This is a genomic window from Bacillus sp. NPDC093026, assembly GCF_044754665.1.
GTDB classification, from domain to species: Bacteria; Bacillota; Bacilli; order Bacillales; family Bacillaceae; genus Bacillus; species Bacillus maqinnsis.
Window position 1 is genome coordinate 661,492 of sequence record NZ_JBIVPN010000002.1, and the last position, 11,994, is coordinate 673,485.

An 11,994-nucleotide genomic window follows, 5' to 3' on the forward strand; every position below is an offset into this window, starting at 1 on the left:
ATTGTGATGAAGGGAGTGAAGGGATTTGGTGAATTTAACGCCTATGACAATTGATGGGCATTCCTTTACAGCCGTCACAGTCAAACTGCCAAAGACCAATTTCATGGCAGTTACAAATGAGCATGGTTATATCATGTGCGGTGCACTTGATGTCGGGCTCTTAAATGAAAAGCTCGCAGACAGAGGCATCATCGCAGGGAGAGCTGTCGGTGTTAGAACGATTGAACAACTGCTGGATGCCCCTTTGGAATCTGTGACATACGCTGCAGAAGCGTTAGGAATTCAAACTGGGACGATTGGAAGAGACGCATTATTAAAAATGGTGAAATAAAATGTAGAGATGATTCCTATCCCCCCGCCTGTCTGCATACACTTGTTATGTAGAAGGGGGGATTTTTTAATGAGAATGAACCGTCGTTATCGCCCCTACAAAAAGGGCCCTTTGCCATTTCGTTATGTCATGCTGCTTGCCGTTTTATTTTTTGTGCTGTCAACGGTTATAAGCCTCTTCTTCATTAACCGTTCGATTAAACCAACACTGATTCATATTGCCGAGCTAGAGACAGAACGCATTGCGAATCATCTCATTCAATATTCTGTGCAGGATTTTGCAGCAGATCAGGAAAATATGAAAGATATGGTTGTGATGAATACAAGTGAGAATGGAAAAGTGACGACGATAGATTTTAATGCACAAGCAACATCAAAAGCAATGGCTGAATTGTCACGTCACCTTCAAAAAAATCTAGAAGACATTGAAAAGGGGATTTTCCAAAAGAGAGCCAAAGAAGCATTAAAGAATCAAACAGACGGCCATGACGGTATTATATACAATATCCCGCTAGGACAAATTTCTGGAAATGCACTCATTGCAAATCTAGGACCAAAAGTACCTGTGCGATTTAGTCTCATTGGTGACCCGCATACCGACGTCGAAAAAAATGTAAAACCATATGGCATAAATAATGCACTGATTGATATCAGTGTTCTCATAGAAGTCAAGGTAAGGGTCATCATCCCGTTTGCCTCTGAAACCATTGTCGTGAAAAATTCTGTTCCTGTATCAATACAAGCTGTCCAAGGAGATGTACCTGATTATTATAATGGAAGCGGGACGAATTCGACTTCTCCATCCATTGTTCTGCCGGAGAAAAAGGATAAAGAAGAGTAACAGCCCAATCAATGTATTGGGCTGTGTTTTTTATGATTTTCTTTTACGTTCGGCTCTCTCCCACGCCTTTAAATGCGGATATGGGTCAAATGACCATTCAGTTCGTCCGTTGTCTTTGTACATGCCATAATGCAGATGAGGCGGAAACTTACCCGCTGTTCCAGGCGGACCATACCCTGAGCTTCCGACAGACCCAATGACCTGTCCGGGTTCAACAATCTGTCCAGTCTTGAGTCCTTTTGCAAAACCGTTCAAATGGGCAAAATAATGATAATGATTATGAATGTCTCTAATTCCTATCCGCCATCCGCCAAAGCGGTTCCAGCCTTTCATTTCAATGACGCCGTATGACGTTGCACGTACAGGAAGACCATAGTGTGCAAATAAATCAGTCCCCTCATGAATTCTTCTGCCGCCAAATCCTCTCGCATCTCCCCATGTACTCCGGTAGCTGTAATCAGCCCCGACTGGAAGCGGAAATGCATGTTGATCTAGATCAAGATGGCCATAATGCTTAAATAACTTCATAAAAGATGAAATGATACCAACCGTTTGATCACGTCCATAATAGTCCCATAAGGCGATTTTTAATTGATCGGTTCCAGTGCCATAGTGCAGCAAATATTGAGCGAATGTAAATAACACATCTTCATCGTTATCACTTTCAGCCTTCCCATCCCCATTTCCATCAAGTCCAATGCCGTCAAATACTTTAATACTAAGTGGAGATGAATCATGCTTATTCGGATTTTCTGGACCGATCCACATTTCCCGGGGAATGTAAATGCCGATCACACCTTTTTGTTTTGGCAAATCTCTTCTGCTTTTTCGAATGTTTTGTTCATATTGATCGACAGCGGCAAGCACATACCATGGAACCTGTGTTGTCATAGCGACTTTTTCATATAATGCCATTCGCTGTTTCAGTTCATCTTTCTTATGGTGAGATTCTTGTGCATGAATAGGGATAGGTATCATTGAAAGAGCAATCATTATGGCTAAAACAACTTTCACAAACGTCCATCTCCTTACTTCCAATATTATGTCCTATCGTTTAGTGTGGTTTGATTGCTATGTTTCATAAGAAGAAAATGTTAGTAATTTTTCTTCTGGTCATTTTAGGAGGCATTTGGGTTTTTTGCAGCTCATTCTCTTGTTGTTCAATCTGTACTATGTTAAAGTGTCTAGAGAAAAGGCTTTAGCCGAAGAATCATTTTTTTGCAGTTTTAGGCTGCATCCATCGTATATAGCAGGAAGATTTTTGTATATGCACCTTAATGAATTCATATGGAGATGATGGAATTGGCAAAGAAGGAAGAGCACGTAAGGAAGCCGGACTGGCTTAAAATTAAACTGAATACAAATGAAAACTATACCGGTCTGAAAAAAATGATGCGAGAAAACAACCTTCATACTGTTTGCGAGGAAGCGAAATGTCCGAATATTCATGAATGCTGGGCAGTAAGAAGAACCGCTACATTTATGATCCTCGGTTCTGTTTGTACGCGCGCATGCCGTTTCTGTGCGGTGAAAACTGGACTTCCAACTGAGCTTGACTTGCAAGAGCCAGAACGTGTAGCAGATTCTGTTGCTTTAATGAACTTAAAGCACGCTGTTATCACAGCGGTTGCAAGAGATGACTTAAAAGATGGCGGAGCGGGCGTATTTGCTGAAACGGTTCGTGCAATTAGAAGAAAAAGCCCATTTACAACGATTGAAGTTCTCCCTTCAGACATGGGTGGTAATTACGATAATTTGAAGACATTAATGGATACACGTCCTGATATTTTAAATCATAATATTGAAACAGTGCGTAGGTTAACACCAAGAGTTCGTGCACGTGCTACATATGATCGTTCATTAGAATTCTTGCGTCGTGCAAAGGAAATGCAGCCTGACATTCCAACAAAATCAAGCATTATGATTGGACTCGGTGAAACGAAGGAAGAAATCATTGAAGTCATGGATGATCTTCTTGCCAATAACGTTGACATCATGGCAATTGGTCAATATTTACAGCCTTCAAAGAAGCATTTAAAAGTACAAAAATATTACCATCCAGATGAGTTCACAGAGCTGAAGGAAATTGCGTTGTCAAAAGGATTTAGCCACTGTGAAGCTGGTCCGCTTGTCCGTTCTTCATATCATGCAGATGAGCAAGTAAACGAAGCGTCCAAAAAACGTCAGGCGCAAGCATAATCAGAAAACGCCAGAGGATTTGAGAGTTCTGGCGTTTTTTCTCGTGCTAATTTTGGCCATAAGGCGCATTCCGTCTCATGGTACGGTCAGAGTTTGTCATTCCATTTGGATCTTCCTTATTTGAAATATCCCCGCCTTGAGGTGAGTATTTCATTTGCTGAATGGTTTTTGTTAAAATTTGATCAAAATCGCGTGAATTGGTTTGAAGACGTGAAAAATTGGCAATGGATTGAAAGTGCTCTGGATTATCAGAGACGTACACATGATAATAACGAGGGAGAACAGAAACGGCTGTTTTCTTTACTTGATCGGCTGATTCGTCTCTATTTCGATTTCCTGTTCGATACACAATGAGTGCATCCTCATCTGTGACAAGTGTCGCTACATCTTGAATGTTAGGTAGCTGTACGGCTAAACTTGTAATCACATGGGCAAGATGTTCGCGGTTTAAAGCAGGTGTTTTTTCTTTCTGATCCGTTACTTGCTGCCGTTGATAACGAACATATCCTGCTCTGTTTGTGTCGGCTTCTGGCATGTTGGAATTGTTTCCTTCATGACGGTCAGACAGCCTGATGGTTTTACTTGAAGAATCTTCATCCACTTGCCTGTTCATTCCTGATTGAATGCCGCACCCGCCTAAAAGCATACACAGGAAGATGCTGGCTGTAAGTCGTTTTATCATTAAAGTGACCTCCTTTTTTCTTTAGCTTCGGCTAAAACTGAAAAAACATGCTTTAGCAATTGATGGAGTTCTTCCAATGAATTATCATTAAAGATGGATCGTTTAAAAAGAGGTGAGAAGATGATCGTCATTCAGAATGCTACCTTTGATCTTGTGAAAGAGGTCAAAGACGGTTTTAATGAAGAAGCGTTTAAAGCGAGATACTCAGATATTTTAAATAAGTATGATTATATTGTTGGCGATTGGGGCTACAATCAGCTAAGGCTAAAAGGGTTCTTTGATGACCAAAATCAAAAGGCCACATTTGATACGAAAATTAGCACACTCGATGAATATATTTATGAATACTGTAATTTTGGCTGTGCATATTTTGTCTTAAAACGAATCAGAAAATAACGCAAAGGGGAGCGTCATGATGTATTTCGTAGACAGAAACAAGATAGAAGAGACATTACGTTTTTTCGAAGAGCAATATGACTTGATGCGCAGTCACCAAACATGGACAAGCCCATTAGAGAAAAAAGCGCTGGAACGTATCGTCCATTTGCTCGTCGAATGTATTCTTGATACAGGAAATGACATGATTGATGGATTTATTATGCGTGATCCTGGAAGCTATAATGACATCATGGATATTCTTGTAGATGAAAAGGTCATTCCAGTTGATGAAGGCAGTCAGTTGAAAAAACTTGTCTCATGCCGAAAAACACTTGTTCAACAATATCAAGATGTCGCTCACCGCGACTTATTGCAAGTAATCAGCGAAGTGGAAAAGGCGCTTCACGTCTTTCCGAAGCGGATTCGTACCTATTTAGAGCAGGAGCTTGGTCCAGTATCAGCATTTAAATAAACCATTGGAGTTGTGAAGTCATCATGAAATACAAAGGCTATTTAATTGATTTAGACGGTACAATGTATAAAGGAACGGAAAAGATAGAAGAAGCGGGTCAATTTGTTCAAAAATTAAATGAACGGCAAATTCCTTATTTATTTGTGACGAACAATTCATCGCGTACCCCAAAGCAGGTAGCGGAAAAGCTCGTTTCTTTCGACATTCCAGCAACAGAAGAACAAGTATTTACAACAAGTATGGCGACAGCCAATTATATTGCTGAACAAAAGAAAGATGCATCGGTCTATGTCATCGGAGAAGAAGGAATCAAGCAAGCCATCGAAGAAAAAGGATTACACTTTGGACATGAAAACGCAGATTTCGTCGTTGTTGGTATTGATCGAGGCATTACATATGAAAAATTAGCAGTGGGAGCCATTGCGATTCGTAATGGTGCGCAATTTGTATCCACGAATGGAGATATTGCCATCCCAACAGAAAGAGGGCTCTTACCTGGAAATGGCTCTTTAACTGCTGTGCTGACAGTATCAACGACCGTCCAGCCAACGTTTATTGGGAAGCCAGAGTCTATCATTATGGAACAAGCAATGCGGGTACTTGGCACAGATGTGTCTGAGACACTGATGATTGGCGATAACTATGACACAGATATCATGGCAGGCATGAATGCAGGAATGGATACACTGCTCGTTCATACAGGCGTGACAACAAAAGAGTTGCTTCAGCAGTATCAAAAGCAGCCAACGTATGTGATTGATTCTTTATCCGAGTGGATGCTGCGACTGTAAATAAAAAAGAGGACATGCGTCACGCAGTGTCCTCTTTTTTTATTTAGCATTTCTCGCACTATGTGCAAGCCGGCTTGAAGCGGCCGCAGCAATTGCCCCTACAATGTCATCTAAGAAGGTATGGCACTCACCTGTGGATTTGTCATTTAGTCTGCCGAGAATCCCAGGCTTTTCTTTATCGATATATCCATAATTCGTAAAGCCGATAGAACCGTAAATATTGACAATAGCAAAAGATAAGATTTCATCCACTCCATAAAGGCTTTCGTCAGTTTCAAGAATCGATTGGAGCGGTTCTGTCAGTTTCTTTTGTTCAGCTAGGACATCTAGTTCAACGCCTGTTAAAATTGCATTTTGCACTTCGCGTTTTGCAATGACACGCTCCACATTATCGATACATTCTGACATGTCTAGGCCAGGATGATACTTTTCCTGTAAAAAGTAGACGAGATCTGCAATATCTTGAATGGTTACGCCTCGCTCTTGCAAGCGGCGTCTTGCTGTTTGTTCTACTTCGTTCATCTCATGATGATTTGGCATCTATTATTCACCCAATCCTTGTAATTTGTCCACAACGTGTAAAAAACTTAGGATATTAAATAGTATTCATAATTCCATCAACCTGCGACTACGATATGATAAGAGATCGATCATATGAACGCAGGTGAAAAAATGAAAGAAACAATTTATTACACATTTGGTATTGATGTTCGCCAGTTTATCCCATATGGCAGCTATCAGAGCTTTCAAACGGCGAAGGCTCTGTTCATTATTGTTCCGGTATCTCATTTGCGAGAAGAAGAAGTCACAGAGCTTTATCATATCAGTCAGTATTTACTGAATGAAGGTGACCCATACGTCGCTGTGTTTGAATTAACAAAAGAAGGCAAGCCAACCTTTACACACGGAAAGGAGCTGTATGCCCTCTTAAAGGCAGCACCGCCGGTCACTAGCCGTTCATTTCAGCTTGCGCCAGAGTTGGCGGCTTTTCATCTTAGGGGAAGAGGGTTTCCTTATGAGGTGTCAGAAACGAAGCGGGTGGGAGCTTGGAAGGAATTATGGGCAAAACGATTAGATCAGCTTGAAGGGTTTTGGATGCAGCAAATGCACCAAAAACCGCTTGAACCATTTGAAAAAAAATTTATTGAATCCTTTCCGTATTATCTAGGATTAACGGAAAATGCAATTCAATATTTAGTTGATACTGAGCTCGACGATGTACCGAAAGAATGCGACTCAGGTACTGTCTGCCATCAGCGTTTTTCGCGCATGACATGGCCGGTTGGTCAGCCTCTTCGTTTACCTGTAGACTGGGTATTTGATCATCCAACAAGAGATATCGCAGAATATTTAAGAGAAACATTTGTACAGCATAAAGAAGATTTAATCGAAGAAGGCTTTTCCTTTTTACAGCAATATGAGCAAGTCATGCCACTTTCTTCATTTTCAAAACGATTGTTATACAGCCGTCTCCTCTTTCCGCTTCATTATTTTGAAATCGTGGAAGGTTACTATATGTCAAGTGAAAGTGATAAGTCTTATTACGAAGAGCGGTTAGAATATGTATTGAATGATGTGAGTCGCTATGAATATTTTCTTAAGGTCTTTCAGGAAATGAGTGCCATGCGAAGCGGAGGAAGTTTGATTCCAGCTATTAGCTGGATCAATCAAGTTTCTTATTTGTAAAGTGAATAACCTCAAACGTCTCTTTTCTCTTGAGGCGTTTTTCGTTATGCTTGAATTAATAAAAATAAAGGAGTGGTCTTCTTGACAAAACCTTATGTATACATCACAAGAAAACTAGACGAAACATCACTCACACCTTTAAAAGAAGTCGCTCATATTGGTATGTGGCCGCACGAGGATGAGCCTTGTCCAAGAGAAGAGTTAGAGATACAAGCAGCAAAAGCTGATGGACTGCTGACAATGCTGTCAGATCAAGTGGATGAGGCGCTTTTATCAAATGCTCCAAACTTAAAGGTTATAGCAAACCTTGCTGTTGGATATGACAATATTGATCTTCAAGCTGCAAAAGAACAAGGAATTATTGTCTGTCATACACCTGACGTATTAACAGAATCCACGGCTGATTTAGCCTTTGCGCTTCTCATGGCATCGGCTAGACGGATCGTCGAGGCGAGCGATTGGATAAAGAAGGGAAAATGGACAGGCTGGGGACCATTTCTCCTTGCTGGTGCCGATATTCATCATAAAACCCTTGGTATTGTCGGGATGGGCAGTATCGGAACAGCGCTTGCAAAGCGGGCAAAGGGTTTTGATATGAAGGTGCTTTATCATAACCGGTCAAGAAAGCCCGAGGTCGAGAAGCAATTAGGTGTTTCATATGCATCCTTTGAAGATTTGCTATCTGAATCTGATTTCATCGTGTGTCTCACGCCATTAACGCCAGAAACGAAGCTCATGTTTAATGAAAAGGCATTTGATCAGATGAAGAGATCTGCTTATTTCATCAACGTATCAAGAGGACAGACCGTCGATGAGGATGCGCTATATGAAGCTGTCACAACTGGTAAAATTGCAGGAGCGGGCTTAGACGTGTTTAGTCAGGAACCTGTCAGTCCCACCCATCCGTTAACCAAATTAAACAATGTGACGGTTCTTCCTCATATCGGAAGCGCAAGTGTAGAGACGAGAAAAGCGATGATGCATCTTTGTGCAGAGAACATAGCCCTTGTCTTACATGGAAAACAAGCAAAAACGCCAATTCATCCTTAAATGAAAAGCTTCTAAAGTTCGGAGCTTTTCTAACAAAAATATTTAGAATATATAGAATCTTGATATAAATAGATGTTAAGCGATTTCATTTTGATATTGTTCTGTTTTATCATCTTGTCAAAATGAGGATACCCCTTTATAATGTGTGTACATTGAATGTCTGTGTTAGGTTAACAAATGTCTTTTCAGAAAGGACATTTATGGAGAAAGGTGGAATTTCAGGTGGAGGCAATTCGAGTTGGACTACTAGGATTAGGAACAGTGGGGAGCGGTGTCGTCAAGATTATTCAAGATCATCAGGATAAACTCATGCACCAGATCGGCTGTCCCGTATTAATACAAAAAGTACTTGTTAGCAATCCCGACAAAAAAAGAGATGTGGATGTGGCAAGAGAGGTCTTCACAACTGAAGTATATGATGTGATCAGAGATCCAAAGGTCGACGTCATCATTGAAGTGATGGGAGGCATTGAACATACAAAACAATATTTAATTGATGCCTTAAATGAAAAGAAACATGTCATTACAGCTAACAAAGATTTAATGGCACTTTATGGAACAGAGTTATCACATGTAGCGAAAGAGAACGGCTGTGATCTTTATTATGAAGCGAGTGTGGCTGGTGGTATTCCAATCCTCAGAACATTAGAAGAAGGATTAGCTTCTGATCGAATCACAAAGATGATGGGAATTGTCAACGGCACAACAAATTTCATTTTAACGAAAATGAATGTCGAAAAAAGTGCGTATGAGGATGTATTAAAGGAAGCACAAGATCTTGGCTTTGCTGAAGCGGATCCAACTGCAGATGTTGAAGGATTGGATGCAGCGAGAAAAATGGCCATTCTTGCAAGGCTTGGTTTTTCAATGAATGTGGAATTAGAGGATGTAAAGGTCAAAGGTATCTCGGCAATCTCTGATGAAGATATGAATTTCAGTAAAAGGTTTGGCTATACAATGAAGCTGATCGGCATTGCGCAAAGAGATGGGGATAAAGTCGAGGTCAGTGTACAGCCTACCCTATTACCTGATCATCATCCGCTTTCTTCAGTCAATAATGAATTCAACGCTGTGTACGTCTACGGAAGTGCAGTTGGAGAAACGATGTTCTATGGGCCTGGAGCAGGTAGCTTACCAACAGCAACAGCCGTTGTATCAGATTTAATGGCTGTGATGAAAAACATGCGTCTTGGGGTGAACGGAAGAGGATTTATCGCGCCGCAATTTGAGAAAAAAATCAAATCATCATCTGAAATATTTGCACAGCAATTTTTAAGAATTCATGTCAGAGATCAAGTAGGGGCATTTTCCCGAATTACGTCTATTTTCGCTGAACGGGGCATCAGCTTTGAAAAAATACTTCAGCTTCCAGTTCAAGGACATGATGAACTGGCTGAGATTGTCATTATTACACATCAGACGTCAGAAGAAGATTTCTCTCATATTCTGCAAAAATTAAATGATCTCGACGTTGTGGTTCAAGTGAAGAGCACTTATCGAGTAGAAGGGAACGGTTTAAGCTGATGAAGTGGAATGGACTTATTGAAGAATTTCAAGACTTCTTACCAGTAAACGAAAAAACACCAAAACTCACACTCAATGAGGGAAACACACCTCTGATCCATCTGGCCAAGCTTTCTAAAAAGCTTGGCATTGAGCTACATGTGAAAACAGAAGGTGTCAATCCAACCGGTTCCTTTAAAGATAGAGGAATGGTCATGGCCGTTGCAAAGGCAAAAGAAGAAGGCAATGATACGATCATGTGTGCTTCGACAGGGAATACATCTGCAGCTGCTGCCGCTTATGCGGCCCGTGCAGATATGAAATGTATCGTTATTATCCCAGATGGGAAAATTGCCTTTGGTAAGCTGGCACAAGCGGTCATGTATGGTGCGGAAATTATTGCTATTGATGGCAACTTTGATGATGCACTTAAGATTGTACGTAGCATTTGTGAAAAAGCACCGATTGCACTTGTCAATTCAGTCAATCCTTATCGAATTGAAGGACAAAAGACAGCCGCATTTGAAATTTGTGAACAGCTTGGTTCTGCACCAGACGTACTTGCCATTCCTGTTGGAAATGCAGGGAATATCACAGCGTACTGGAAAGGGTTCAAAGAATATCATGAACGAAAGGGAACCGGACTGCCGGTGATGCGTGGCTTTGAGGCTGAAGGTGCGGCAGCAATCGTCAGAAATGAAGTCATTCAGCAGCCGGAAACGGTTGCGACTGCGATTCGCATTGGAAATCCAGCGAGCTGGAAACAAGCTGTTCAAGCGGCAGACGAATCAAATGGTAAAATTGATGAAGTAACAGATGAAGAAATTCTTCATGCCTACCAAATGATCGCCCGTGAAGAAGGTGTTTTTGCAGAGCCAGGCTCATGTGCTTCCATTGCAGGTGTGTTGAAACAAGTGAAATCTGGTGAAATCAAACCTGGCAATAAAGTGGTCGCGGTCTTAACAGGAAACGGCTTGAAAGATCCAAACACAGCCATTGACATTTCTCACATCAAACCGGTCACCCTCGATGCAGACGAAAATCAAATTCTTGCCCATTTAGAAAGGGCCGCACGCGTATGAGTGAAGCCTCCATGCTTTTTTCAATCACAGTACCAGCTAGTACTGCCAATTTAGGACCAGGTTTTGATTCAGTGGGAATGGCGCTTAGTCGCTATTTAAAGCTATCGGTCTACGCCCATGACAACTGGCTGTTTGAAGCAGAAACAGATGTCGTATCTGATATTCCAGCGGGCACCGATAATCTAATTTATCAAACAGCCAAAAAGGTCGCAGATGACTTTGGAAAAACACTCCCGCCTGTTCATGTGAAAGTGTGGAGTGATATTCCATTGGCAAGGGGGTTAGGCAGCAGCGCCGCCGCGATTGTGGCAGCCGTTGAACTTGCGAACCAACTACTTGGACTGAATATGTCAGACGATAAGAAGTTATTTTTTGCAAGTGAAGTAGAAGGTCATCCTGACAATGCAGGGGCATCTTTATTTGGCGGTTTATTAATTGGTCTTCATGAAGAAGACAGAACGCATGCTGTCAAAGTACAGCATGTGGATATAGATGTTGTGGTGGTCATTCCCTTTTATGAAGTACTGACAAAAGATGCCCGAGATGTGTTGCCAAAGGATTTTTCATATAAAAATGCAGTAACAGCGAGTGCTGTGAGTAACGTCCTTGTCGCTGCCTTAATGACGCAGAACTGGTCGCTTGTCGGAGAAATGATGAATAAGGATTTATTTCACCAGCCTTATCGCACCATGCTCGTGCCAGAGTTGTCTAAGGTTGAACACGTTGCTTCATTAAAAGGAGCGTATGGAACGGCATTAAGCGGTGCTGGACCAACCATCCTCACATTAGTTGAAAAAGGGAAGGGAGAAGCACTTAAACAACAACTCTCACAGAATTTCCCGCATTGTGAAGTAGATTTACTGACGGTACCGGTAGAAGGTGTTGTCGTTAATTATCATACTGTCAATCAAGTGTAGGACGTGTGGATTGAGCACACGTTCTCATTTTGTTTTCTTCATTGAATTTTTTTACAGGGAAAA

14 protein-coding genes are annotated in these 11,994 nt (G+C 41.3%); 11 read left to right on the forward strand and 3 right to left on the reverse strand.

Annotated features, from left to right (window positions below; genetic code table 11):
• Positions 1–25: 25 nt before the first annotated feature.
• Both ACIQCE_RS08290 and yunB read left to right on the forward strand, forming a co-directional pair.
• On the forward strand, positions 26–331 hold the full coding sequence (locus ACIQCE_RS08290; RefSeq protein ID WP_400494369.1) for a YunC family protein: 306 nt from the start codon (positions 26–28) through the stop codon (positions 329–331).
• A 69-nt stretch (positions 332–400) separates the two neighbouring features.
• A complete protein-coding gene (gene yunB / locus ACIQCE_RS08295; RefSeq protein ID WP_400494370.1) occupies positions 401–1,171 on the forward strand; it encodes a sporulation protein YunB in 771 nt (256 codons plus the stop codon).
• Between the two features lie 30 nt (positions 1,172–1,201).
• Here the strand turns inward: yunB and ACIQCE_RS08300 are convergent, their stop codons facing one another.
• Complete coding sequence (locus ACIQCE_RS08300; protein WP_353856697.1) at positions 1,202–2,149, reverse strand: M23 family metallopeptidase; 948 nt, start codon at positions 2,147–2,149, stop codon at positions 1,202–1,204.
• A 324-nt stretch (positions 2,150–2,473) separates the two neighbouring features.
• Between ACIQCE_RS08300 and lipA the strand changes: the two genes are divergently transcribed.
• The gene (gene lipA / locus ACIQCE_RS08305) at positions 2,474–3,370 is read left to right on the forward strand and encodes a lipoyl synthase (protein WP_400494371.1); all 897 of its coding nucleotides are present in this window, start codon (positions 2,474–2,476) and stop codon (positions 3,368–3,370) included.
• 46 nt (positions 3,371–3,416) lie between these two features.
• Here the strand turns inward: lipA and ACIQCE_RS08310 are convergent, their stop codons facing one another.
• Complete coding sequence (locus tag ACIQCE_RS08310) at positions 3,417–4,052, reverse strand: YhcN/YlaJ family sporulation lipoprotein (protein WP_400494372.1); 636 nt, start codon at positions 4,050–4,052, stop codon at positions 3,417–3,419.
• 120 nt (positions 4,053–4,172) lie between these two features.
• Between ACIQCE_RS08310 and ACIQCE_RS08315 the strand changes: the two genes are divergently transcribed.
• The 3 genes from ACIQCE_RS08315 to ACIQCE_RS08325 are packed head-to-tail and all read left to right on the forward strand — an operon-like array spanning position 4,173 to position 5,693.
• Positions 4,173–4,448 carry a YutD family protein gene (locus ACIQCE_RS08315; protein WP_353856698.1) on the forward strand — a complete coding sequence of 92 codons (276 nt, stop codon included), beginning with the start codon at positions 4,173–4,175 and terminating at the stop codon, positions 4,446–4,448.
• 19 nt (positions 4,449–4,467) lie between these two features.
• Positions 4,468–4,902 carry a DUF86 domain-containing protein gene (locus ACIQCE_RS08320; RefSeq protein WP_400494495.1) on the forward strand — a complete coding sequence of 145 codons (435 nt, stop codon included), beginning with the start codon at positions 4,468–4,470 and terminating at the stop codon, positions 4,900–4,902.
• Between the two features lie 23 nt (positions 4,903–4,925).
• On the forward strand, positions 4,926–5,693 hold the full coding sequence (locus ACIQCE_RS08325; RefSeq protein WP_400494373.1) for a TIGR01457 family HAD-type hydrolase: 768 nt from the start codon (positions 4,926–4,928) through the stop codon (positions 5,691–5,693).
• A gap of 39 nt (positions 5,694–5,732) precedes the next feature.
• Here the strand turns inward: ACIQCE_RS08325 and ACIQCE_RS08330 are convergent, their stop codons facing one another.
• On the reverse strand, positions 5,733–6,233 hold the full coding sequence (locus tag ACIQCE_RS08330; RefSeq protein ID WP_400494374.1) for a phosphatidylglycerophosphatase A family protein: 501 nt from the start codon (positions 6,231–6,233) through the stop codon (positions 5,733–5,735).
• A 114-nt stretch (positions 6,234–6,347) separates the two neighbouring features.
• Here ACIQCE_RS08330 and yutH point away from each other — a divergent pair, with 114 nt between their 5' ends.
• The 5 genes from yutH (at position 6,348) to thrB (ending at position 11,931) form a co-directional block, all read left to right on the forward strand.
• Positions 6,348–7,379, forward strand: coding sequence for a spore coat putative kinase YutH (gene yutH / locus ACIQCE_RS08335; protein WP_400494375.1), 1,032 nt, complete (start codon positions 6,348–6,350; stop codon positions 7,377–7,379).
• Positions 7,380–7,460: 81 nt separating this feature from the next.
• Positions 7,461–8,429, forward strand: coding sequence for a 2-hydroxyacid dehydrogenase (locus ACIQCE_RS08340; RefSeq protein WP_400494376.1), 969 nt, complete (start codon positions 7,461–7,463; stop codon positions 8,427–8,429).
• Between the two features lie 222 nt (positions 8,430–8,651).
• Complete coding sequence (locus ACIQCE_RS08345; protein WP_400494377.1) at positions 8,652–9,953, forward strand: homoserine dehydrogenase; 1,302 nt, start codon at positions 8,652–8,654, stop codon at positions 9,951–9,953.
• The gene (thrC, locus tag ACIQCE_RS08350; protein WP_400494378.1) at positions 9,953–11,014 is read left to right on the forward strand and encodes a threonine synthase; all 1,062 of its coding nucleotides are present in this window, start codon (positions 9,953–9,955) and stop codon (positions 11,012–11,014) included. The genes ACIQCE_RS08345 and thrC overlap by 1 nt, the downstream gene beginning before the upstream one ends.
• The gene (gene thrB, locus ACIQCE_RS08355) at positions 11,011–11,931 is read left to right on the forward strand and encodes a homoserine kinase (protein WP_400494379.1); all 921 of its coding nucleotides are present in this window, start codon (positions 11,011–11,013) and stop codon (positions 11,929–11,931) included. Before thrC ends, thrB begins: the two co-directional genes overlap by 4 nt.
• Positions 11,932–11,994: the final 63 nt, after the last annotated feature.

What these genes read in the sequence shown, in the direction of transcription:
- yunB (WP_400494370.1), top strand. Translation starts at nt 401, where the DNA reads ATGAGAATGAACCGTCGTTATCGCCCCTACAAAAAGGGCCCTTTGCCA.
- ACIQCE_RS08300 (WP_353856697.1), bottom strand. Translation starts at nt 2,149, where the DNA reads ATGATACCTATCCCTATTCATGCACAAGAATCTCACCATAAGAAAGAT.
- ACIQCE_RS08310 (WP_400494372.1), bottom strand. Translation starts at nt 4,052, where the DNA reads ATGATAAAACGACTTACAGCCAGCATCTTCCTGTGTATGCTTTTAGGC.
- ACIQCE_RS08315 (WP_353856698.1), top strand. Translation starts at nt 4,173, where the DNA reads ATGATCGTCATTCAGAATGCTACCTTTGATCTTGTGAAAGAGGTCAAA.
- ACIQCE_RS08320 (WP_400494495.1), top strand. Translation starts at nt 4,468, where the DNA reads ATGTATTTCGTAGACAGAAACAAGATAGAAGAGACATTACGTTTTTTC.
- ACIQCE_RS08325 (WP_400494373.1), top strand. Translation starts at nt 4,926, where the DNA reads ATGAAATACAAAGGCTATTTAATTGATTTAGACGGTACAATGTATAAA.
- ACIQCE_RS08330 (WP_400494374.1), bottom strand. Translation starts at nt 6,233, where the DNA reads ATGCCAAATCATCATGAGATGAACGAAGTAGAACAAACAGCAAGACGC.
- yutH (WP_400494375.1), top strand. Translation starts at nt 6,348, where the DNA reads ATGAACGCAGGTGAAAAAATGAAAGAAACAATTTATTACACATTTGGT.
- thrC (WP_400494378.1), top strand. Translation starts at nt 9,953, where the DNA reads ATGAAGTGGAATGGACTTATTGAAGAATTTCAAGACTTCTTACCAGTA.
- thrB (WP_400494379.1), top strand. Translation starts at nt 11,011, where the DNA reads ATGAGTGAAGCCTCCATGCTTTTTTCAATCACAGTACCAGCTAGTACT.